At 43.8% G+C, this 23038-nt stretch carries 28 protein-coding genes; 15 read left to right on the top strand and 13 right to left on the bottom strand.

Going from position 1 to position 23038, the window contains the following annotated elements; translation table 11 throughout:
* Positions 1-58 precede the first annotated feature (58 nt).
* The 6 genes from QUB25_RS13825 (at position 59) to QUB25_RS13800 (ending at position 3160) form a co-directional block, all read left to right on the top strand.
* Positions 59-217 (top strand): type II toxin -antitoxin system TacA 1-like antitoxin, encoded by a 159-nt coding sequence (locus QUB25_RS13825; protein ID WP_333183773.1) that lies wholly within the window; start codon positions 59-61, stop codon positions 215-217.
* A 55-nt stretch (positions 218-272) separates the two neighbouring features.
* Positions 273-866: a hypothetical protein gene (locus QUB25_RS13820; RefSeq protein WP_333183772.1), complete on the top strand. Its 594-nt coding sequence runs from the start codon at positions 273-275 to the stop codon at positions 864-866.
* 151 nt (positions 867-1017) lie between these two features.
* Positions 1018-1740, top strand: coding sequence for a GIY-YIG nuclease family protein (locus QUB25_RS13815; RefSeq protein ID WP_333183771.1), 723 nt, complete (start codon positions 1018-1020; stop codon positions 1738-1740).
* A gap of 203 nt (positions 1741-1943) precedes the next feature.
* A complete protein-coding gene (locus tag QUB25_RS13810) occupies positions 1944-2438 on the top strand; it encodes a hypothetical protein (RefSeq protein WP_333183770.1) in 495 nt (164 codons plus the stop codon).
* On the top strand, positions 2413-2772 hold the full coding sequence (locus QUB25_RS13805) for a hypothetical protein (RefSeq protein WP_333183769.1): 360 nt from the start codon (positions 2413-2415) through the stop codon (positions 2770-2772). Before QUB25_RS13810 ends, QUB25_RS13805 begins: the two co-directional genes overlap by 26 nt.
* A 1-nt stretch (position 2773) precedes the next feature.
* A complete protein-coding gene (locus QUB25_RS13800) occupies positions 2774-3160 on the top strand; it encodes a hypothetical protein (RefSeq protein ID WP_333183768.1) in 387 nt (128 codons plus the stop codon).
* Positions 3161-3178: 18 nt separating this feature from the next.
* Here the strand turns inward: QUB25_RS13800 and QUB25_RS13795 are convergent, their stop codons facing one another.
* Positions 3179-3670 carry a KilA-N domain-containing protein gene (locus tag QUB25_RS13795; RefSeq protein ID WP_333183767.1) on the bottom strand — a complete coding sequence of 164 codons (492 nt, stop codon included), beginning with the start codon at positions 3668-3670 and terminating at the stop codon, positions 3179-3181.
* 145 nt (positions 3671-3815) lie between these two features.
* Between QUB25_RS13795 and QUB25_RS13790 the strand changes: the two genes are divergently transcribed.
* Genes QUB25_RS13790 through QUB25_RS13780 form a run of 3 tightly spaced genes read left to right on the top strand, consistent with a single transcriptional unit; the run spans position 3816 to position 9140 of the window.
* Entirely contained in the window at positions 3816-6455 is a 2640-nt protein-coding gene (locus QUB25_RS13790; RefSeq protein ID WP_333183766.1) for a hypothetical protein, read from the top strand.
* A 6-nt stretch (positions 6456-6461) separates the two neighbouring features.
* Positions 6462-6758, top strand: coding sequence for a hypothetical protein (locus QUB25_RS13785; RefSeq protein WP_333183765.1), 297 nt, complete (start codon positions 6462-6464; stop codon positions 6756-6758).
* A 3-nt stretch (positions 6759-6761) separates the two neighbouring features.
* Positions 6762-9140, top strand: a complete 2379-nt coding sequence (locus QUB25_RS13780; protein WP_333183764.1) for a hypothetical protein — start codon at positions 6762-6764, stop codon at positions 9138-9140.
* Here the strand turns inward: QUB25_RS13780 and QUB25_RS13775 are convergent.
* Entirely contained in the window at positions 9126-9884 is a 759-nt protein-coding gene (locus QUB25_RS13775; RefSeq protein WP_333183802.1) for a glycosyltransferase, read from the bottom strand. The two genes, QUB25_RS13780 and QUB25_RS13775, sit on opposite strands and share 15 nt — an antisense overlap.
* Before the next feature lie 109 nt (positions 9885-9993).
* Here QUB25_RS13775 and QUB25_RS13770 point away from each other — a divergent pair, with 109 nt between their 5' ends.
* Entirely contained in the window at positions 9994-10812 is an 819-nt protein-coding gene (locus QUB25_RS13770) for a sulfotransferase (RefSeq protein WP_333183763.1), read from the top strand.
* 354 nt (positions 10813-11166) lie between these two features.
* Positions 11167-11619 (top strand): lysozyme, encoded by a 453-nt coding sequence (locus tag QUB25_RS13765; RefSeq protein WP_333183762.1) that lies wholly within the window; start codon positions 11167-11169, stop codon positions 11617-11619.
* Here the strand turns inward: QUB25_RS13765 and QUB25_RS13760 are convergent.
* From QUB25_RS13760 to QUB25_RS13730, 7 genes are all read right to left on the bottom strand, one after another.
* Positions 11607-12065: a hypothetical protein gene (locus QUB25_RS13760; RefSeq protein ID WP_333183761.1), complete on the bottom strand. Its 459-nt coding sequence runs from the start codon at positions 12063-12065 to the stop codon at positions 11607-11609. The two genes, QUB25_RS13765 and QUB25_RS13760, sit on opposite strands and share 13 nt — an antisense overlap.
* Positions 12066-12458: a hypothetical protein gene (locus tag QUB25_RS13755; RefSeq protein WP_333183760.1), complete on the bottom strand. Its 393-nt coding sequence runs from the start codon at positions 12456-12458 to the stop codon at positions 12066-12068.
* Positions 12459-12601: 143 nt separating this feature from the next.
* Positions 12602-12826 carry a hypothetical protein gene (locus tag QUB25_RS13750; RefSeq protein ID WP_333183759.1) on the bottom strand — a complete coding sequence of 75 codons (225 nt, stop codon included), beginning with the start codon at positions 12824-12826 and terminating at the stop codon, positions 12602-12604.
* Positions 12826-13581 (bottom strand): hypothetical protein, encoded by a 756-nt coding sequence (locus QUB25_RS13745; RefSeq protein ID WP_333183758.1) that lies wholly within the window; start codon positions 13579-13581, stop codon positions 12826-12828. Before QUB25_RS13745 ends, QUB25_RS13750 begins: the two co-directional genes overlap by 1 nt.
* A gap of 241 nt (positions 13582-13822) precedes the next feature.
* A complete protein-coding gene (locus QUB25_RS13740; protein ID WP_333183757.1) occupies positions 13823-15085 on the bottom strand; it encodes a DNA cytosine methyltransferase in 1263 nt (420 codons plus the stop codon).
* Positions 15082-15399 carry a hypothetical protein gene (locus tag QUB25_RS13735; protein WP_333183756.1) on the bottom strand — a complete coding sequence of 106 codons (318 nt, stop codon included), beginning with the start codon at positions 15397-15399 and terminating at the stop codon, positions 15082-15084. Before QUB25_RS13735 ends, QUB25_RS13740 begins: the two co-directional genes overlap by 4 nt.
* Positions 15400-15464: 65 nt before the next feature.
* On the bottom strand, positions 15465-15728 hold the full coding sequence (locus tag QUB25_RS13730) for a BRO family protein (protein WP_333183755.1): 264 nt from the start codon (positions 15726-15728) through the stop codon (positions 15465-15467).
* Between the two features lie 97 nt (positions 15729-15825).
* Here QUB25_RS13730 and QUB25_RS13725 point away from each other — a divergent pair, with 97 nt between their 5' ends.
* Positions 15826-16362 (top strand): hypothetical protein, encoded by a 537-nt coding sequence (locus QUB25_RS13725; RefSeq protein ID WP_333183754.1) that lies wholly within the window; start codon positions 15826-15828, stop codon positions 16360-16362.
* 741 nt (positions 16363-17103) lie between these two features.
* On the opposite strand, the gene QUB25_RS13720 is transcribed toward QUB25_RS13725, so the two are convergent.
* The 4 genes from QUB25_RS13720 to QUB25_RS13705 form a co-directional block, all read right to left on the bottom strand.
* Entirely contained in the window at positions 17104-17790 is a 687-nt protein-coding gene (locus tag QUB25_RS13720; protein ID WP_333183753.1) for a hypothetical protein, read from the bottom strand.
* A gap of 85 nt (positions 17791-17875) precedes the next feature.
* Entirely contained in the window at positions 17876-18109 is a 234-nt protein-coding gene (locus QUB25_RS13715; RefSeq protein ID WP_333183752.1) for a hypothetical protein, read from the bottom strand.
* A 75-nt stretch (positions 18110-18184) separates the two neighbouring features.
* The gene (locus QUB25_RS13710) at positions 18185-19492 is read right to left on the bottom strand and encodes a hypothetical protein (RefSeq protein WP_333183751.1); all 1308 of its coding nucleotides are present in this window, start codon (positions 19490-19492) and stop codon (positions 18185-18187) included.
* A 147-nt stretch (positions 19493-19639) separates the two neighbouring features.
* Complete coding sequence (locus tag QUB25_RS13705; RefSeq protein WP_333183750.1) at positions 19640-19978, bottom strand: helix-turn-helix transcriptional regulator; 339 nt, start codon at positions 19976-19978, stop codon at positions 19640-19642.
* A 139-nt stretch (positions 19979-20117) separates the two neighbouring features.
* Here QUB25_RS13705 and QUB25_RS13700 point away from each other — a divergent pair, with 139 nt between their 5' ends.
* From QUB25_RS13700 to QUB25_RS13690, 3 genes are all read left to right on the top strand, one after another.
* Entirely contained in the window at positions 20118-20870 is a 753-nt protein-coding gene (locus QUB25_RS13700; protein WP_333183749.1) for a BRO family protein, read from the top strand.
* A gap of 41 nt (positions 20871-20911) precedes the next feature.
* Positions 20912-21316, top strand: a complete 405-nt coding sequence (locus tag QUB25_RS13695; protein ID WP_333183748.1) for a hypothetical protein — start codon at positions 20912-20914, stop codon at positions 21314-21316.
* A 110-nt stretch (positions 21317-21426) separates the two neighbouring features.
* The gene (locus QUB25_RS13690; RefSeq protein ID WP_333183747.1) at positions 21427-23010 is read left to right on the top strand and encodes a hypothetical protein; all 1584 of its coding nucleotides are present in this window, start codon (positions 21427-21429) and stop codon (positions 23008-23010) included.
* Positions 23011-23038 lie beyond the last annotated feature (28 nt).

Raw genomic sequence — 23038 nt, 5'->3', positions numbered from 1 at the left:
AAAAAGTTGAGTTATTTTGAACAAACAATACTAATTTAATACTAAAACAACAAACAATATGACTCCTAATCAAGAATCTAAAACAGTTATTCTCAAACTCAATCAACAAGATAGTGAAGTGTTTGTGGAAGCTTTGCTTAATCCCGCTTTACCTAACAAAGCACTTTTGGTTGCTGCTTTTTTGTACAAAAAAACCATAAGTAATAATAATTTTTAGTATTTAGCAGCGAGGTAGTGACAAATATATATATATTCAAGAACAGAGTTAAATCATGTTAAAAAAAACGAAGTTCAAAACACCAGAACTTGCTCAAAAAGTTGCTCGACACTTGCATCATGCAACGGTAGAAGGTGATTGTCTTATTGTAATAGATTTTGACTACGCAGCTTTTAATTTAGCTATTGCTTTAGAAAAGTTAATTTGGGAAAATGATTGCTACATCACAGAGCCACGTTATGAAAATAAACTTCATTATCGCTTTAAGCCTGAATTTTTTATTAACGAGAAGCGAGAAATGTTTTGGACAGTGTGTGGATATAGTAGGCACGTTGGAGAACGTTTAAACCTTCCCAAATCATTTATATCAAACAGGGTTCGAGAATGTTTGAAAGCTGAAACAATAAAGCTAGGAGACATACCAGAATATAGACAGGAGATGCCAACGTATGTCAAAATAATCAAAGCCAGAAAAAATATTCCTTTAATTCCTGAGACTGTGCTTGCAGATTGGTTTATGCAGGATTCTGCGGAATTAACAAAAACTCATTTAATAGAAGGATTAAAACACATGAATTGTATACTGTTAGAAACTTCAAGTAGTTTTCACTATAGTAGGAACGAAGGCAAGCTTCCGCGCAGTGCCTAGGCTTAATTTTCTTATTAATTATAGTGTGACTGTGATACAATATTTGGAAGCTGAAAGGGCAACGTGAACTGCCCTATTACCATCAGCGGTCAACCTGAAAGCAAAAAAGTTGACTATTTGGAGTCTAGCACAAAAAAGAAGAAAGAACTTTATGATTCACTTAATAGAGAAATCAACAGAGAAATCAACAGAGACCTCAACAGGAATAGCAGAGCGTGTTAATGGTTTCTTTTTGGGTTATCTATTTGCATACCTTAAAATTGACATTATCCGGGATGAATTTTCATTTGTTGATTTTGAAAAAAGTACGGCAAGACTAAACATCAACACTCGGTACAGACATCACTTTTCTTACAAATTTTATCACTCTGTTGTAGCCGATCCAGAAATTGAAGGATTCGTCAAAACAAAAGAAGGAAATTTGGATGAAAGAAGTTTGTTAGAATGGGCTAGACACATAGAGATAATCTCGCCCTATACCCGTAAAGTGTTGAGAGACTGTTATAGGTCTCAGGTAAAAAGATTTACGCAGAAACAGGATGAATTTAAAAGGTTGCAATATGAACTACAGCAAAAAATTGTAGATAATATTTTTGCTGTTGGTGATAATTTTCCTTTACGTTTGGAAGATCCGACAGGAATTGTTTATTTAATTGGGTGCGACAGAAGCCAGAGCCTGAAGATTGGATATACGCAGCGCGATATAAAGACACGATTGAGAGAATTACAGAAAGAACATCATTTTCCTCTCCGTGTCTTAGCAACGAGAGAAGGAACAAAGAAAGCAGAAGAAAAACTGCTGAATCGTTTCAAGCTTCTTAAAATTAGAGGAGAATGGTTTGAGTGGGATGAGGTTATAATTGAGAAATTTTGAATGATTTGATGTTAGCAAAACTCTTGACGACAAACTATGCGCTAAGAGTTTTCTCATGCTAAAATAAGATTGAACTGATCGGAGTATTGCAAAATACTCTACGTGCCATCGACAGTCTATCTACGTTAAAAAATAGTAGGAGAACTCCGTTACTCAAAAATTTTGAGAAATGAAAAGGCAAAAAGCTAAAAAAGGATGCGGTAATGCCTTATCCAACGATCGAAGATTACCCATATTTGCAGCTAGACATTGACGGTAAATCGGTTAAGCTGAATCAGTTTACCAGCTATTCTAGAAAGGTGTTGCACGGCGCAAAAATAGATTATGCGTTCAGTGGTAACGCCATCGTCAAGCGCACGCCGCATGAACCTAAGCATTTATGGACGGTGACGGCGCTGGTGGATTGGGCAACTCGCAACCAGTTTCTATTGGTAGCTAAGCTGGCAGATACTGAAATATTTGCTCCGCCGTTTAACGGTTACAAATTGACTTTGAGCGATGTGTTTTTGAGTATAATTGAGCCATCCATATCCCGTCCAAAAGCCGATGTTTTTCAGTCTGTGGGGATGATTGGGGATATTGAATATTTTGCTAAGTTTTTGGTGGCGATCGACTTGAGTTCGATCGAGGAACAGCCGCTAGGCGATTGGGTGCAGTTGAGTTTTATAATGAATGAGTTGGAAAAATTTACAACGTAAAACTGAAATGAGCATCAAAAAGTTTTTATTAATTATCAAGAGCAAGTTCACAAGTAGCAACCCTGTTACTTTAGAGCAAATAAATGAAATTCTGCAAAAGGTAAACGAATTAGAAATTAAATACCAAAAATTAGTAGAGGAAGTGTCAACCAAATTACCTACGAATACTTTAACCATTGTTTCTCAAAAACCTGTTTCCGAATGTGGAGAAATTTTAAATGCTCTGACCAAAAGGCGGCAACATCCTGACACTAAACAATGCTTAGACGCTTTTAGCAAAAGGCAAGACGTACTAGAAGGCAATCCGTCAAGTAAAAATGACTACATAAACTAATATGACAAACGATGACCTAAGCTTACTAAGTAAAACAAAACAAGCAGAAAAAATTGCTCGCTTCTTTAATACTTTTGATGTGTTGCGTCAAGAACATAAGGAGTTATTAGGTACGCCACCAGAAGCATTCAGTAAGGAAAATTGGATCACTTTCCACCTACTTAATAAATTTTTCATAGACGAGTTTTTGTTTAAAGCAAAAGAAGAAATGAACGAAGAAATAATGAAAATAGAACAAAAGTTGATAGAAGAAACGGGTAGTTTACCTGTCGGTCCTCAAAAAATCGTTTCAAAAGATGGGTCAACTACATATTTTTTCACTCCACGAACTAAGCAGCCTAAGCAACGGAACACAGAAAATCCTAAACCGCGCCCCACTCATTCTTAAGCGAGGCGCGGCAATTTTCTACCTGCTGTACATTTCGTTAATATCGTCGCGGTTAAACTTCAAGCCCCGCTGGAACTCTTCTTGAGTCCAATTTTTAACATGAGGGTTAACTGTCCCCATTTCTTGCATCTGTGACAACCACAGGCTGATCCGAGCAAAAAACTTAGCGTCTGACATTGAGTAAGCAAACGCTACCGATGGATGGACGAACACTGAACTCTCATCGCCTCTAACGTAGTCTATCAGAGCTTTTGAGCGACTACTCACTTTTGAGTACCCGCTTTGTACAGCCAGCTCTGTGTCGGAATTTGCTACAGGAAGACCTGTCAGGGCAGAAAGTTCCTCAAGTACCTCTTTGGCAAACTTGGTTCGAGTCCAGTTGTTAAAGCGCTTGTTGATAGCTTTGTTGATGTCTCGGACAGAAACGTATCCATCTTTGCCCCGAATTTCAATTTCCTGACCGTTATATTCTGGAAATTGGTCAAACCACGATATCATTAGTTTAGACATTTAACTCTCCGTTTCAGAGTTGAGTGTTTAGTTAAGGGCAAATCGTTAGCGCGATCGCCCTTAACGCTATAACTATTTTATCTTAAATGTCTGCAATTATTCAAGGTTTAAGTATTTAAATATAGTCAATATTTGCTAACAATTTATGACAGTAAACGCCGCATCCAGACCGAATAAATTAATCATCGCCGGACTAGAATTCCCCGGTTTTATTCGCTATGTCTGCGATGAAAATGAACTCGACACAAGCGGCACAATTCTGGCGACGGGAACGATCGAGATTGACAACCATCACTCCAATCCGCAATCGCTCAACGACAGGATTAACCGCTGGTGGTGTTGGGGTAAACGGATAGAAATTCACATCTTGGGCAGTGACGGCATTTATCGGTTGCACCCTCGTGGCGTAATGTACCTGATCCGATCGTTCTACAGCCTTGAGGGGCGGTTGACATTACAAGTCGGTTGCCTGCTGTCGCTGCTCAAGAATCGTTCGATCGACGACTTTCGAGAAGACAATAAAATCCCCAAAGAAACCGAGTCTACAGTCGAAGAACCGCAGGATGGGTACACAGAAGAGACAGCGCTGATTGTAATTTCCTACTCTTCCCCCGGTGTGGCGTTCTCGTCATCAAGCAGTTCATCACCGTCGCCGTCTCCCTCTCCAGCACCGACGCCCGCGCCGACAGGTGATTTGACACTGCCCCCAATTTTTCGAGAGTTTCAAAAGTCAAAATTCTATGAAATTCAGTCGATCGTCACATTCCTTTTAGGACGCGCCGGGGTGACGACAATTCGCGGCAGTGTTGGGGGGAGAATCCGGGGCCCGATCAGTTTCACCGGTTCGTTGGTGCAGCAGGCAGGGGAGTTGTGTTTCAAAGCTGATCCGCCAAGCTATATCTGGGCTGACGAAGATACTGTCAGGATTACGCCGATCAATATCACCAATAACCCCACAGCCCTGATTGTAGTTATCGGCAAAGACGAGGTAGAGTATGCGCCGCTAGACAGCAGTTTGGATGCCATTAAGGAATTGGTTGTCACAGGGAATATCGACAAGAAAAACACTGACAAACCCGAAGACGCAACCGAGACAGTTAATCCAGACGGCAGTAAAGAAAAAACATCGATCACGCAGGACTTTGGCCCTGAGACAATCATTAATTTCAACGGCGACCCAAGCCTTGAAATACTGCTTTCAACAACCACAACAACCGAGCGAATCCAAGCAAATCAGAAAATTGTCACCACAATTCGGGTGGAACGCCGGGGGCTTGTCGTACCAAATACTAAGGTCGATCGCGGTTTATTTGTTGAAAGTTTCCGCAGTACCTTTACCCAATATTTCAGCCCAGTTCCTGCGAACAACGGGCGGTTAGACTACGAAGAAGAAGAAATAAAAGAGCCAGTGTGCAAGGTGTTGGCGGGGTTCTTCGGCACTTATTCGGATGTCAATTTTTCCATGCCGTTGGGGTTTGACGCGATTGGCGGTCAAACCTGGCCCGCTGACAAGTGGCTGCTAAATACCACTCAAATCCTCAGCAGTAGAACGCGCACAAATTACAGCTACGACTCCAAAGGAGTCCAGACGGCAAAAACCGCTGTGACTCAGGAGTATGTCTCGAAAATTCTCACGAATTATTGGCCCTTCGTCGGCACCCTTGCACCCAGTAAACAAGTGACAGAACAGTGGATGCGGTGGGGAAATAACGAGATGCACCGCACGACAGCCAAAACTACATATCAGGAGCGATACTCAACCGAGCTCGAAGCGCTAGATGAGAAGTTGTGGGAGGACAAAGCATCAGCGGGCGTCACTGAAATTACCAGTATTCCGACTTATACCCGAACCGGGGATGTTGAGGGGTCTAGCACCGTCAGTTATTCGGCTAGAGATATTAACACTTTTCAGGTCAATCACGGGACGCGGATGTCGCTAATGACTGAGAAAGACGGCGACAAAGTTGAGTTGTCCCGCGCAGGACTTGCCAATGCCCCAGCTACCGAATATCTGCCAGCTTATTCATCAGCCGGAGAGGACGGGGAAGCGGCGGACGACTGGGAAGAAGAGGAAGTAAAGGTCAAGAAATATTGGGATTTTGACTTTGATTGTTCTGGGCAGATGCCGCCAAAAGAAACCGTCAGTATTGGCAAAGTTCCAAGTCAATCAATCTTGTCGCAGATTGCTGATATCCTCTATTTTTATCGGCAGGGGAAGAGCAAGGCTTACGAATTGACCGTTGAGATTGGCGACTGGTGGCTGTCTAGTTTGTATCGCCCGGTGGTGACAGTACAGGTGATCGAGCCAGACGACAACGCGCTGACCTATCTACTAACTGGCATTAATTATTCCTGCGAACCGGATGCCAATTTAATTCTTGGGGATTTGTGGTGGATGGGTGGCACAGCCAATTCTTTAGTCAGCAGCGCGTTAGGTAACTGGCTGGAGACTGGAGTTAGGATTGTGGATGAAGGAATTGGTTTTCAAGTAGGCGATCGGGTGGAGGTAGGTGCGATCGGCGGAACTATCCCTGGAATTGAACCCGATCGATACTGGATAACGGCGGTGCAGACTGTTGATGGTGTCCAACAAATTCAATTATCTTTCACTCAGAATGGGGTAGCAGTTGCTGTTACGGGTGCGATCGTCGGAGAACCAAGAATCACAACTGTCGTCGCCAAAGAGCCGACACTGGCATTCGCTCAACTCAAAAAATGGCTGCAAATTACGCCTACAGATTGGGTTCAAACAGATTTAAATAATTGGCTAATTCTAGAAGTTTAAAATATTATGACTCCCCACCGCTTGAAAGTTAGAGCCGCGATGCGACGGTACGGACAATCACAATCACCCAACCAAATTCAAAATGCGCTCGTACAAACAGGCACGTCGTCAGCCGATCGCCTAACTCCCGCTGCTGAAATTGGAAAATTTCAGCAATTTGACGCAGAGGCAGGGTGCTACGTGTTTGCTAGCAACACCCAGTCCGTGCAAGTCCCACAAGGGCAAATCCTTTCAAACGGCAGGCTTGGAGTAGGGCAAAAAGCTCTGTTAGCTCAAGGTACAGCCGACTTTATCCCCGCGTAACCCATGCCAGACATTAGCGAAGTTAACGGCAATCCTGCGATCGAGACAGATGAACCGCTGTCAATTCAAGAGGCGAACGAGTGGGCGGTCGAGACTCGGGGAAAAGCAGATCCGCTCCGGGATGCGATCGAGCGGTTGAAGTGTGCGGCAGCAAAGCGTCGGGAGCGGACACCTGTTAACCCTCTTAATTCGTTAAAAACTAACCCTAGCTACAAGGTTGGAACGTTTAACGCTGAAGCGGGGGCGTTTAATGTTGAGAATAGCGACGGGAAAAGTTTGCTAGGGCAAAGTTTAAGCAATGGGAATGTGAGAAACGGGCAAAAGGTGCGATCGTTTTTTGCGCCTACTGGTCAGGCTGTTATTGATGTTAAGCCAAAAGGCAGGGATATTGTACTGCCAAAACCCGAAGCAAAACCGAAAACCAAAATGACCACTGAAAATATAAAGATTTTATTTTATGTGAATTCAGAAATATCTCCTTTTGTCGGGTATGACGAATTAACTGTTGAACGACTATGGAAAGAGTTGTGGATTGGTGGAACATGGCCTGTTAAAAAAGTTTACACCGTTCCTGAAGGTTACAGGTTAGCAGACGCATTTATTGTAAATACAGGCGAAAAAGAAGACGAATATATAATCATAGGACGATTATTTCCACTAAAAAAAATCCATAGATGGTTTAACGTGCTTAATGTTGCTGATAATGCCGTACCATTAGGAACTCCCGCAGCAATTCTTTTTACAATAGAAAAAGGTATTATTGAGCAAACAGAATTTTTTGAGGATTCGTGTCCTCCTTACTTCTGGCGTTATTGCGGCGGAGGATTCTTTTATTCAGGTGGCAGCGGTATAGGAATAAATACTATAGACGCATCTTCAGGTCATGTTAGAAGTAATTGGCCAAGAATCTACAGTTGGTATAACAGCTTAGGAAGTGATATTGGGTTTGCGTATGTAAATACATATATTGCGTCAGGAAACTATTCTAACTTTCTTAATATAGGATTAATATATACCGGAATGTACGACGGGCAAGCTTACTACCAAAATCCAAGTTTGTCTCATATAGTTAAACCTTACAGCAGCTATGTACCTTTAGTGTCAGATTACGACAAATATGGATTGTTGGTTGGGATTTATCCTGATGGAACCACAGGACTCCCTCAAGTATTATTTGGTGTAGACGCGACATCGAATTGGTATTTCAAAACCAAAACAATAAAAACTGAAAGTATTAACACTTTTTATTCTTACTTAAGTCCCCCGTCTGGTGGTAATCAATTTGCAGATCCAGGTATTTTAGGATTTAATGGCGAAATTTGTGTTACTCCGACTATGAATTATACCGTAAACTATCAAGCAACTAACGGAGGGTCTGATGAATATGCGCTCGTTCACTCAAGTGGTTTTCTCTATGAACCATTAGTAGTCAATGAGAAAGGAAGTAAAACTTTAGCGATTAAACAAGTTTCCACAAAACCCTATCAGTCTCAACAACAAAATCGTCTTGTATGCCTTTCTAATGACGGCGAAAGCCCAGTATTTACGCAAATATCAGGTATTCCCGAATTAAATAATTTCAGTTCACTAGGAAACAAATTAAAAGAAAATTCAGTTATAATTTCAAATTACCTTCCGCCTTTTAATAATATTTTATACAATGTTTACTTTGATTACCTCTCGTCTATTTGGAATAACACATTGGATTGTGAACTGCAAACCTATTATTATACAGGAACTAGCTATACTTATGCTCTATCCTTAAACCAATCAGAAGTCAACAAAGAGATTTTGTATTTAAAAGATTTTTTATTATCTTTTTCTCAGTTTAGCGGATTAAATGTCTTGCCTTCCACAGACTCTCGTAACAATGTGTATAATTCTTTTACAAGTTATCCTGAATGCAAATATTTAAAACCTTTAACTTCTTACCTACAAGAAAGTCTTTATATTCTTTATGGGTTTACTGATACTAATAAAAAATTTTATGGCAGTCAATTTCTGTCTTATTCTGAACCAGAAAAAACCAGAGTGTTACCACTAACTAGCAAGGCATCGGTTAAAATAGTAGAACTAGAACTAGACGAGGTTGCAACTCAAATCAATGTTTTACCCAATATAAAATCATTGCCTATTTACATGGTAACTCCTGAAAATACTGGAAAATCTACGATTGCACTGGCTTCTGCAAATTATTGGTGTAAAGAAAAAAGCAAAGGAGAACCAATGCCCGTTTTTACTCCAACCCCTTCAGAAATATCAACTCCAACGCCAACCCCAACCCCAACCCCAACGCCAACCCCAACGCCTACCCCAACACCAGGAGACGGGTATGGTTATGGCTATGGCAGCACAAATAATAGTGGCTCAGGTGTTTTTTAGCTCAGTAATAGAAAATGTCGGATTAAGAAAAACAGTCAATTTGTGAGTTTTGTCCATCCCTCTTCTTTTTAAGGCTTGAGTTATTACTTCTCTGCACAGATTTGTTCGTGTTAAATCATCTAATGTTACCTTCAGTGAGTCCTGATGGACTCGATACAAATATAAATAATCATTGATTTTCTTGATGTTTGTTTTTTCTGAGATTCGCAAACATAAATCATAATCTTCTAATTGGTTAAATCTAACGTCAAATCCACCTATTTTCCTATATACTGATTGACGAATTAACCTAAAATGAAAAGTCATAAAATCAACCAGGAGCCTGTCAGCAGAATAAGGAATTGAACAGCGTTTGCCTGGTCTAAGCTTGCGTCCATTAACGTCAACGTCTATATAGTTTGTGTAAACCATTCCACAATCTAGATCGTTGTCCAGTATCGCCGCTGTCAATTCAACTGCCTTCCATTCAATCCAGTCATCCGAATCAACCTGCCCAACATACTTTCCCCGCGCCGCCTCAAAGCCTCTCGTGAGCGCATGAGCCGCCCCCTTGTTAATAGGGTTTGATAACACTCGCACTCGATCGTCCTCCCGTGCAAATTGCTGGGCGATCGCCAGCGAACCATCAGTCGATCCGTCATCTACAATTATCAGTTCAAGGTCTGTAAAAGTTTGGTCTAACACGCTGCGGACGGCGATGCCTAGATACTTTTCGCGGTTGTAAACTGGGATGACGATCGACACCTTGGGAAGCTTTGAGTCTTTTACTTGTAGATTACCCTTTTCGGGTGATGGTGGCTTATTCACGAGATTGTTAAAGTAAGTGCATTATTGATAATTTTACTCATATAATATGAAACGCATATTTTTAGTTGGAGCCCCCCGCAGCGGAACCACAATTCTACAAAGTCTGCTAGCAGCACATCCCAAAATCACAAGCTTTCCTGAGACAAAGTTTTTTCACCACTTGTGGACAGATAGGCTATCTCGCAAGTTGCCCAATCGTTTGCGCGAATTCTTCCACAAAGAAATCCGTCGCCCTGACCTTTACAACGAAGCAGAAGTATACCGTCGCCAATCCACCACCGATCGCATCAACTGGTTTATCGGCGTTCTCGACAAACTAGCGATCGAAGAAGGGAATCAGGTTTGGCTGGAAAAAACCCCCGAACACATTTATTTTATTGAAGGTATTTTAGATTATTTGCCCGAAGCTAAATTCATCCATATAGTTAGGCATCCGCTCGACGTGGTGGCTTCTATGCGGGAGGCGACAAAAGCCCCCGGCTCTGATGTTTTATGGGGCGGGGAGTGGACTGTAGAATTTTGCGTGTCACGATGGAACAGTTCCGCGCTCATTACCCATCAATTTTGCCCCAAACCTCATCAGCATTTGATTGTGAGGTATGAGAACTTGCTAAAGGACAAAATCTGGTTACTGTCCCAATGCTGCTGTTTTATTGATATCGACTACGATAGGGAAATGCTTCGCAACTACCAAGCAGAAGGGCTTAGACTGGGGTTGGGGCATCCGTGGCACGAAGGGATTGATCGGGTGATCGAGCCTGCAATAGTTCCAAAATATAAAGATATTCTTAGCCAAGACGATATCCTGTACGTGTTGAAAAATACAGCAGAGCTACGACAAAAATTTGGATATGGATGTGATTGACTTACTATTTATCAAACATTGTATAAAAAGCTAACTTATGGATTTTAGTTTAAGAATTTTGGTGCTCAAATTACAAATACCCAAGCGCGTCACCGATAGCAACAGCGACCCAACACGCGCGACCTGCGACGCTTGCAAATATTGGTCAGGCAGAGTTGGAAATATGCCAAGTGATTTAATTTGCGCTGTTAACATCCCCAGACCCACACATGAGGAATTAGAACGGGTAAGTTTTAGACTTGCCTATGCCCGCCACGACTGCCCGGATTTTGAGCGGAAGGAACGATCAGGCTAATCTAGCAACTTTGCTGTGTCATCTAGCTAAAATACAATCACTCGTTAAACCGTGGTCCCATGCAAATTAACCAAAATGGCTTAGATCTAATCAAACAGTTTGAGGATTGCCAGCTCGAAGGCTATTTATGTCCTGCCGGAATCCCGACAATTGGGTACGGACACACCAAAACCGCAGAACTAGGAGCGATTATTACTGAAGCCGAAGCGGAAGCAATGCTTAAGGACGATCTGAAAGACGCAGAAGCGGCAGTCAATCAACTGGTAGCTGTTCCAATCAATGAAAACCAGTTTTCAGCGCTTGTTAGTTTTGTTTTTAATATTGGCGCGGGTGCATTTGAGAATTCCACTTTGCTAGCTATGCTCAACGCTTACGCCAGCGCTACGACTGTGGCTGCTCAATTTCTTCGGTGGAACAAGGCGGACGGGCAAGAATTGCCAGGGTTGACACGTCGCCGTCATGCTGAGCAGGCATTATTTCTAGGGAAAGATTGGAAAGTTTATCTGTTTTGATTTGACGGATCGATTTCTTGTTCTTGACTAATCTGCATCCTTTCTCTAGGTTGCGAGGAATCGGGTTCTCCGTATCCAGAATCGCTAAATTTCGTTATAGTTAAGAGAATAACAACAAGCCCGTGAATAGATGGGGCTAACTTTTCTGGAATTAGCCTTTCAGCCCAGATTAAAGAATTATAATTGACAACTAAAAATAATTGAGTGACAGATAACCCCATCAACGAATAATTGACAAAAGATCCTTTAACAGAACCTTTTAGTTTAGACTTACTTTTTAAAGCACCAGCGGCAACTGCACCAGCAGCAAGGGTAACACCTACAGAAACCATGTCCGAAGGGATTTCTTTAGTAGTCCAAGTTAATAATATGTAACTGAATAATATAATGATTGCGGAAGTTGCTACAAAAACAATTACAAAATCCGCTAATGTTGATGCTTTCATTTAATCTCCTTTGTAATAATCATTTTCATTGACAGCTCGCTTTCCTTTCACTTTTGCCCATTTTACCAATTCTCGCAATTCTTCAATAACAATACTAGAATCTTTTTGTCCTTCTTCGTTACGAATTAAATTACTAATACTTAAAACTTCTCCTAGCCATTGATGCACTTGGTTCATCTGCTTTCTAAGCAAAGAAACTGAATCAGCATTAGATTCGACAACCCGAAACATACGATTTACTGTAAATTGCAAAGCAATTATTTGTTTTGCTTGTACTGCCTTTGTGTCTTTTAATTTGCTATTCTCTAATTTTAGACAAATTACAATTACTGCTAAAACAATTAAGCCTAATATCAATACTATTATAATAAAATCTTCATATTTCCCAAACATTTGTTTTAAGCGTCTGAACTTAAGTTATTCATTTTTGCTTGACTACTGAAAACGAAATACACCACTAGCATTATTGTAGTGGTGTATTTTAGAGGTTGCAAGGTAGAGTCTAAACCTTGTTTTATTTTGTGTAGTGTTTATAACTAGCCCCGCCACGCATTGCCCTTGATGATGGCTCCGATCGTACTTTTGCTGACTCCGAAGCGCACTACCAAGGACTTGCGATTGACTCCCTCAGCAGCCAGACGGCGAATCTCAGATACCTGTTGCTGGCTTAATTTTGCGTTAGGGTGTTGTTCCCTTTGCTTTCTACTGGGGCGATGGTTGTCGATCGGCTGGTTAGTGTTGGGGTTGATCGGGATGCTCATTATTTGTACACCTCGTGTTTCAAGTCTGGGGAAATTAAACTAACAATTTTTGTCTTTGGGCTTTGAGCCGATTCAAGAGCGCGTTGTTTTGCCTCTGTTTGGGAACCCTTAAAAATTTCTTGCATATCCACTTTTACGATCCACATCGGCTCAGTGTGCTTGGGAGTAACGATCGGGTCGGGACGTTTCCATTCGGCGATCGGATGGAACGGTGGATGTTTTTTTGGATCGAAATTTTGCTCAATCCATTTGAGAGCCTCAACGCTGCCCACTCCTTTAATTATTGCTTGATACTTTACGGGTTTTGAGAAGCGCTGTTCAGTTGCAACATCCCAGTTACCCGATTTGGCGAATGAGTGAGATTTAGTCAGGAAGTAAACCCAACTATCTATCAAGCCTTTGTTGTTTCCTCCCATATATAAAATACCGTCCACAAAGTCGAGATACGGCGGTGGCTCAATCGCTGGCACTTGCCGGGATTCCAAACCTCGCAAATAATCCCGAAACAGCATCACATTAAAAATCGGTACATTATCCAGCCGGATAGCCCCAGTTTGCTGGTGCACTAGAAATTCCAGCATTGCATTGTCAATATTTAAACGATTTTGTTCGGACTTAATTTGTTCAAGCAAAGTTGTACGCTGATTTTTTTGCTCGTCGGTTTCTTGCGGTGGCTCGGCAAAATTAGCAGCGGTAAATTCTTGAAATCCGGGATTGGCTTTTTCTATTATTCTTGGAATTGACTGAGTATTCATTTTGCCCACCTATTTATTAACAATGAAAATTAATCCCACTCCGGCACCGCGTACCCCATGTGTCGAAAAACAACCGCTTCGGACTTTGACCGGGGCATCCTATGCGGTATCCTCACTACAAAGTCTGATCGATCGAACCAAGCACCGAACCCGCCGGAAAACCGGAGGAAGATTTGATCGGGCGCGATATCAGCAATCTCGCCCCAGCCCCAATCAGGATGTGGAATCATAAAACCCTCACTTAAAACAGTGACAACTGAGTCCCTTCGATTGCTTTAAATCGATCGCGCGCCATCCGCTCTTTTGCCTCGACTTGAAGCCCCACCAAATAAATATCAAGCGCATCCGGTTGGTCGAAAAATGTTTGATATCGCTGCAACACCATATCTAAACAATCGCTTATGTAACGCAAACACGGCACTGCCATAGAGTTGCCTAAAGCCTTGTAGCGCAAGCTGTTAGGAGAATATGGCTTGTTTCTCCAAGGGATATTAGTGTAATCATCTGGAAAACCTTGCAAGCGTTCGCATTCGATCGGGGTTAGCCTGCGAATCTCCCAATTAATACCAATACCACGGGCGATCGACGCGCCACTAGCCGTGCTGCTGATATGCGATTTGTGAAAATTACCGGCCCGCAAGGTAGGGGCACATTCTTCTCTAGCGTCGCCGCCTGCATCAACTTTGCTGAAGCCAACCGCGATCGGGATGTAGTAACCTACTCCGTCAATTCGGTTTCCACCGCCTCCGTGTCCTTGCCCAAGGGTGTCAGAGATCGATGGAGGAAATTCAATGCGTGATCCAGTGTCGGGTGTAATTTTTTCCCTCGCGCTTTGCTGCGGCGAAGCAACCCGGACACAGCCATCAAACTCAAACGATACCTCTCCAGATACAGAGAGAAATCGTCGGCTGTCGAACCAGGATGGCGCATTAACCAGTCTTCCAAGTCTTCCAGAATCGACGATAATTGCGTAGACTCGCTCCCTATTTTGGGCGAGTCCGAAATTTCGAGCATTGAGGGTTCTCCAGGCCACCGAGATATATTTTCCGGCAACCATACCTGCACGTCGCCATTTTCCGCCTGGTGGGTTGATTTCGTCTGAGCCGACAGCGCAGCCCAAAAATTTGCCCCAGGGATTGTCTTTTGAGGTGAGGATTCCGGGAACGTTTTCATATATTGCTAGTGCTGGTTCAATTTGCTTGAGTAATTCTAAGTATTGAAAGGTCAGCATTCCTCGCGGATCGTCTAGCGACTGCCGATCGCCTGCTACCGAGAAAGATTGACATGGCGGGCCACCAATTACTATGTCAATTTCCGAGTGCCAGAGTGTACCGTCTATCTTTGTGATGTCACCAAGGTTGGGTGTTTCTGGGTAGTGATGAGCAAGTACGGCGCTTGGGAATTTTTCAATTTCGGCGCAGAATTTAAAGTCATACCGATCGGCAAGAGCATATTCTGGCGCTCCGATACCGGAACACAATGTGGCAGCGCGTAGTAGCTTCATTGCTTTGCCTCAACTCTTGACAATTGACCTGGTACCACAAAACCATTTTTGTCGCTATCCAAAAATTTGACACAAACCAAAATATTCTGTAGAAAATCTAATACGATTGCTTTGTGTCGATAATTTCCATAATCAACCAGGACAATATCATTCGTTTTGAACTGTTGCTCAGATAAATCTGAAATTTCTTTAGCATTCAACGTCAATAAAAAATTGACCATTAATTCTATTGTTGGGGTTGAAGGCAACACCTGTTTGTAGATCCAGCGATGGAATACCTCAAAACTCAGCAAACTTGATTTGTATCCGCTCAATAATTCGGGGCGGACTACCCACTCAAGAACGATTTGGCGTCATTTGAGGTGCATCGTTGAGCGATTTACCCCGGATTATTGAGCGGATACCTTGATTTTATGATTAATTCATAGAATCCGACTTCGGATATAAAGACTGGCTTTCTACCCCTTTTTTCTAAATCTAGTAGTTGGCGATATTTAGGGGAGACATTATCTGCAATTGCCTGTGCCGGATTTCGATACCCGATCGCCCGCGCCACATCAGCACCACAAAACCAAATTTGACCATCGTTCTTTTGGAGCTTAATTGACTGGCTGTTGAAATTGAAAGTTTGTAGAGCTTGCATGATTTGAGTTTTTGCTTGGGATATAGTTAAATTGGCGGAACCGAGGTTGCAGTTAGTTCCGCCGAAATTGTCGGCGTCAAGTGAAGGCGGAAAAACCATGAATTATGACGAAAACGGCTTAGAGCAAGAGTTTCAGCTTTATAGTGCTATTTTGGATATTGAAACAACACTAAAAGAGTTGAACGAGCTTATGCCAGCGGATATCGCAACCACCATCAGAGGGCTATCGGCGGGCATCGATAGCATTAAGAAGCTTGCTGAGCTAGCTAAAAAATCTCAAAATGTTGAACTCAGGGAAGGGATTCTGGATCTTAGAGAGCAGCTATTGAGCGCAAAAGAGGCTCTTTTAGATGTCAAGCAAGAACTGTCAGTTTACAAAGAAGAGAGTATAGCGCTCAAAAATGAGAATGCACAACTCAAGCAACAACTAGAGAACCCTCAGAACAATAAGCCTCAAGTTGTCACCAAAGATGGGTTGTATTTCCTTGTCAAGGAAGACAAGACTACTGATGGGCCATTCTGTACAGGTTGCTACGACAAGGAAAAAAAGACTATCAGACTTAGTAAGACGCCAGAAGTCCTGAAAGACTTGGGTAGTTACAAATGTCCGGTTTGCAATGCTACTTATCGTTAAAAAGTTCAATCCTCTTGAACTTTCTAAGTCGTTTCAGTGCCTGAGCGCAAAAAACCCTTCCTCGCCTAAAGCCCTAGCGGGATTTTTCCGACGGGCTACTAAATTTTTGCTAAAACAAAAAATTACTTTCAGCTCGTCGGAAAAATAGCCGCCTACCCGTCCGGCAGAGGACACGAAGTTCGTGTGTCACGCGCTTGGTTTACTGTCTTACAAATATTTCACAGTGTTTTACAGTTGTTTTACAGTTGTCTAATTGATTAAATCAGAACCCACTAAGCGAGCGCTACAATTAAAAGCGCAAGATTGTAACAAACCTCGAAAATACCAAACAACAAAGGCTGAGTATAAAGGTTTAATAGTAGAAGGATGAATCGTGGGTCAGGAGGGGTAGCTGGGCTGGCCCGCCCCTCCTGACCGCGCTGCTTGCTTGCAGGGTAAATCAACCGGAGTGAGTGATACCCGGTATACTCCCCAAACAAAACTAATATGTGGTATATTTTCCAATCTCGAAAACAGGGGACTGTAAACACCCGATTGAGTTGGTAAGCGTTTATAGTCTCTCGCAGATCTGGAGATAGCGTTGAGCTAGTGCGGGGCCGCTCTTGGGGTAATCAGCGAGAAAATAAGCGACTTGCTCTTGTACGCCCTCTGGTAGATTGTCGGGGATTTCAACTGTTGGGTATTGCATTGCTGTGAAGTGCGATCGGCTAGGTAGAAATTAACTACCTAGCCTTGGGTAAACTAGCTAGCGGACGGTAGCGCGGGAACGTCTAGCACGTCGTCAACGGCTGCAAACGCTGGCTGAGAGTAAGTGTCACCACGCATAATGTATGCAGCTTCTTGTGGCGAGAGGTTGTCGAGGCACTGCATAGCCTTTGTCCCATCCCAATCAACCATTTTTGACTGGCAACTAGCATCAGATAGAATTGCTGCGGCTTGGTCAATAATTGCCCAGTCTTTACGCTCTTGCCACAACCACTTTAAGCTGTAGTAATTAACTGGCTTAACTACGCCACTGTCGTCTGGTTTCTGACCGCTATGTTTGACAAACTCAGGAACAAAAACCCCTGTGGCTGGCTCAACCCCTTTAGATTGAACAGAAGCCACTAAGCGATTGAAATCATTTAAGCTGCGGTTTTTGATGTATGTAACCATTACCGTTCCTTGTGGCAATTCGCCGCTTTCGGCAATGAACCAAAGCTGCCCCCACAACGTGTGTTCGGTTTGACCGAGAGCACCGAAGAACTTAGAAAATTTGAGAATTGTCATTGAACATTTGGAACCGTAGTCCGTGTCCCCAATTGTCCACTGTCCCGATTGGCAATTGTTGCGAACTGCGATCGGGATTTCTGGAACGAGCAACTCGTTGGCGGCTTTGCTTCCGAAGACTGAAAAGGTAGAGCGTTGATTTTCTGTTTGTTTAGTCATGGGTTTTAGATTTGGTTTAGTTCGGTTTGTTTTTTGTTTGATTGTTGCGGTTCTGTTCGGCCTTACCGCTGGTTGGCGAGGACAGTTACCACCAATTAGTAAACCGAGGGTGACAGCCTTTTTTTAAGACCATTCTTGACAAAATTTCTTGGTGAGGATCGTTTCCTTGACCTGCGGGAGAACCGTCCCAATTCCTAGCTTGGGTAGCAGGAATGATTTGCCACTCTACTGTCATGTCTTTTAAAGTCCAGACAACACTTTTCTTTTGTCTTGCCTGCATCCGTCTTGTCGCTTCGTTTTTGTCCAGTGCGAAATTCATTTGTACTTGTGCAGAGTTTATTTGATTTAGTTCTACCAGCCGTTTTACCGCTCCCGCTGGCACTGAGCAAATTCACTACTTCGCGCAAGTTGCGCTTTGTCTTGCAAGTTGGTGGTGCTGAGCCATTTTATCTAGATAGCCGATCGCAATTTCCCTTGAGAAAAATGGATGACCAGTGCCAGTTTTACTCCAAATAGACCATGCCCACCAGCGGCCATCCTGTCCTTGTTTGATACGACCCTTTCCGTTGTAATTTTCTGTCTCTCGTGCAAAACAGGCGTACTGTTTGTACATTTTGGGATCGAAACTGCGTCCAGCTTCAATGGCTGCCCTGATTTGTTGGTGTCGCACATTTGGATGTTTGGTTTCAGAAGCGGTAAATCCCGCGTTAATAATGATAAAAATCTCATCGTTGCGGATATAAAAAGGACGGGTTGCGCCTTTCTTGCCTACGATCGTCCCTTCAAGAGGCGTCCGCCAATGAATAGTTCCTTCCGCCTCTTCCGTCGGTGGTTGCTCGTCTAAATGTTCGTCGTGTGTGGACAGAATGGACGAGTCAAAAGGGGTAATCTTGAACAAGCTCAGGACATCTTTTTTGAGTTCTTTCATTTGTGTTTCTAGTTGTTGGATTACGGGGGAAGGTTGCGGTTTAGATTCTGGGCGATTATAGAACTCAATATCTCGTTCAATCTGCCATAAATGAGTGTAGGCAGTCGCTTCTTCTTCTGAACCAATCACAGTTCGCTCAACAGCCAATTGAGCCTCCATTTCCAATTGGGTCAGATAGGTTAAATCGTTGAATTTACGATCGCCTTCACTCTCTTTCGTAAAAGCTGTCATGAAATTATCGTCAGCCTTTGGCTTTATCGCGTGGGGTAATATGATCGTAGCCTCCGGCAAAGCGGTCAATGCAGTCACCCGTCCGCGCCCGTTATCGCCTCGATTTGGGGGTGCGTCGTCAGTTGTCGCGGTCAAGGATGATTGAGCTAAAATCCGAACTTCATAGTCGCGGCGGGTGCGCGATTTGGCGGTTGCTTTCAAGCCGAGGCTGGTGTGCAGTTTTTGAATTTGATTCCAAGTTAAGGTTTTGAGCATTTCAGCGGTGTAGGCGGGTGCGCTGGCTGCTGGCGCTTCGACTTCGACTGACTCTTCAACTACTGGGGCTGCTACTTCGCCTACAACCCATTCTTCTGTGTGGCGATCGCGGCAGTTCGGGAAAGTCACGATCAAGCAAGTGCGGCCGTTTTTCAGGGTTTCTTTGCCGACTACGAGGGCGATCGGGGCGTAGGGTTTGCGGATTACATCTCCCACTTGGCATTCGGGTGTGGCATCTTGCCAGATTACTTGGGCGGGGGCTTGGGGTTTGAGCGCTGCGAGTGTCATAATAATGATGTCTCTATTGAGTCTTGGCTCTTTGGGGATGCCCCTTTAAAAGGGGGCGGTTAAGCGGGCGGTCTGCATTACTTTTCGACGAGTGGGTGCAGGCCGCTTTTGCTTGTAAAACCAATATAACTACTTTTAGTAGTAATGTCAACCCCCAGTAGTAAATTCTTCGGGGTAGTCCAGATTAGCTACGGGTAGAATTTGACCTAGGCGAATCTCTAAAATTTCACAAATCGCCAAAACCAAGTCTAGCGGTACAGTTAAAGCTCTGCCGTCCTCAATTTTTTGAAGATATTGATGGCTGTAATCATAGTTTGCGGCAGTTAGTTTTTCGGCGAGTGCTCGCCTAGATGTTTTACCCCTAAGTCGCTTAAGTCTGGCTCCAAGCTCCTCAGTCCACGATATTCTAGCGACATATTCAAGCGGAATCATTGGCGTCCCCTTTTCGTAATATTTAGATAATATTTTATTACCTGTGGTTGACATTATATCTCCAATTTACTACACTGAGTAGCATTGTTTCAGTAAATAAGGAGAATTCACTAGCACGCAATAACTGTCATCAAAAATAAAAACCCTGCGATGCGCGAACATCCAGGGATCGGTCAACCCCCATAAAAACAAAATGAATGATCTAACCATCTTCAACTTTGAGGCTCAAAGAGTTCGCCTTGTAACCCTAAGCAACGAGTCCTGGTTTGTCGCAGCAGATGTGGCAACAGTATTGGAATATGCAGACCCGTCAATGATGCTAAAACTGGTTGACGAAGAAGACAAGCAAACAATAAACCCGCAAAAATTGGATTCCGTCAAAATGACGGAATCCTTTAGCGACAATACTTTCAAGGTTTCCTTGGTCAATGAGTCCGGTCTGTACGCCTGCATTTTTGGCTCAACCAAACCACAGGCTAAAAAGTTCAAAAAATGGGTAACGGCTGAAGTCTTACCTAGTATCCGCAAAACAGGAACATACTCAGTGTCGCCGGCACCTCAAACCAGAATGGAGATGCTGGCAGAAATTGCTCAGCAGATGGTAGAGCAGGAACGGCAACTCAAGCAGCACTTTCAAGTCTTAGATGAACTGGTCGCCAACAAAGAGCAAGCAGAGGAAGAACTGAAAGCCCTTCCTCTGTCCGCAGACACGCCTGCAGAAATCCCTACTCGCGGTCGAATTAATATGATCGTCCGCAATTGCGTTAGGCGCAGCAATGCCGCATACTCTGCAATCTGGGACAAGCTTTATCTGGAACTGTATTACCGCTACAAATTCGACGTGAAAGCTCGATGCCGGCGCAGCGGCCGCAAGCCGTTAGACCAAATAGAAGTTGATGGAATGCTAGAGGCTCTGTACGCGATCGCATCTGAAGTTCTGGCTTAGACATAGACTTTTAGTGTGTCAACTAAGCCGATGTCAACAAAATGCACAAATCAATCCAAATAATCACAGCCGCAGTATTAAGCCTTACCGTTGCGATAGCAGTTCAAGCTCAACAGTCGCAATGGGTAGAAATAACAAAAAGCGAGAACGGCGATCGAGTTTTTTTCGATCTCTCCTCGCAAGTTCAGTTGTTTGATGCTGGATACAAGCGAAACACTTTCCGAACTCTAGTCTTAGCTGGTTCCGCGACAAGGCGATCTTTTAGGCAGAAATACAGCGCTGACTGTCTTAAGGGAACTCTAGCTTTGTCCGAGATTGACTTGGTAAACCGCCAAGGTACTTTTATCCAAAACGTCCCTCTAGAACGTGCAGATAAAGACCCGATCGTACCGGCCAAAGATACGATCGCCCTGGATATCTGGCGATACGCCTGCTCTCGGTTTTAGAAGACTAACGTTCATCAAAACAATCAACCCCGAACAGTAGAAGTGTTCAGGGCTGATAAATGGCAAGTTCGCAAATCCTACTCTTTGAACTTTTCCAAAAATACAATACCATGCCATCGCAATTCTTACTCGAACAAAACTCAATCCCGCTACCGCGCATACTCGCCACAGCGATCGGACTTGAAGAAGCAACCGTGCTTCAACAACTCTACTATTGCCTGCAAAACCCAAAACTAACAGGGACGCAAGCCAACGGGCAAAAGTGGATCAGAAATCCGATTAAGTGTCGGAACTCAGAAAAACAGCAACGGGCGGAAGATCACGGCAAGGCGATCGACTGGTTGAGCAATTTCCCTTTCCTATCTCCGTACAAAATCAGAAGGATATTCGCCAAGTTGGAACAGCTAGGTTTGGTCATCAGCAACAAGCTGAGGGCCACAAAATGGGATCACTGCAAGTATTACACCATTAACCAAGATAAGCTGACTGAGCTGCTGAAAAGCCTGTCACTACCGATTTGTCATTTTTTAACAAATCGATTTGTCGAAACTGAACATATCGATTTGTCGTCTGTCCGCAAATCATATCAAGATACTATTTCAACTGTAGTTATTCAGAATTTAGAGAGAGAGGGAGGTTGGATTGAAATTTTAGAAAAGGAAAATCTGGACGCAAGCAGAGACAACCCACTCCGTAGCAACATCAAACAAGATTATTCGTCAAACCAGAGGTCTAGTCATGAGGGTAAAAGTTCCGCCGGCGCGCTCGGTTTTGAGTCGATCGTACCCAACGACCTGCGAGAATTCCATTCCCAGTTAGAAGATTTAGGCAAACGACTGGGGCGCAAATCTCCGGTAGCTTGGGCGTTTACGATCGTCAAAAACCTGAACACTGGCAAACCCTGCACTTACTGGAAAGAGTTTAAGGCAGGTATTCCTCTGGGCACGTCTGAGCAGCGTGAATGGGAAATTGCGCCCGGTGTGGCGTGTACGATCGCCGTTCAGTGTCTGGAGCAAGATTACCTCTCGCGTCCCGGCACAACCCCGCAAGAAGCGGCGCGGAAAGCCGCACAGACGATCGCCCGACCGAAGGAAATGGCGGCAGTGTGGGAGTCGATCAAATCACAGGTGATGTTCCGGCGATCGGAGTGGGAGCGACAGTCGGCACTTGGGGTGCAATCTCCGGTAATTGATTCTTGGATGGTGCCGCGCCAATCGGTAGCGGTCGAGGAAGTGGCGATCGCGCTGCAAAAGATTCAGTCGGCTTTGCCCGAAGCGCTTAAAAGCAAAGCCGAGTTTGGGCATGGCCAGGAGTTGCAAGCTTTACAGGGTCAGGAAGAAAGTGCTTTAACGCAAACCGGGGCAAGTGGGCTAGAGCCGACTGCGGGGATTGAAAGTGCGATCGGTGACGAGAACGCAGAAACTACTCTGGTAACAGCTTTACCGGATGTCGCCGTAACCGATTACGGTAGCAAAACAGCGCCCGACAACGAACGAATTGCCGCAGCAGCTAAAGCCAAAATCAGCGCTGTGTTGAGCAAGTTTGCGCGGCCGACTAAGCGACCTGCGACATTGGCAGTAAATATGGCGGCGGTCAAAGGCGGAGAGATTACCGCACCTGTGAAAATTTTAAGGTCTGGCGGGTTAGCTGATTATTTGCACCAGATTGAGGTGGCAGAAGATGAAATTTGGTAGGCATGATTTCAGCTCACGATACAAAGGG

The sequence above is a fragment of the Microcoleus sp. B3-D7 genome (assembly GCF_036705305.1).
GTDB lineage: Bacteria > Cyanobacteriota > Cyanobacteriia > Cyanobacteriales > Microcoleaceae > Microcoleus.
This window is presented reverse-complemented; position numbering and strand designations above follow the sequence as displayed.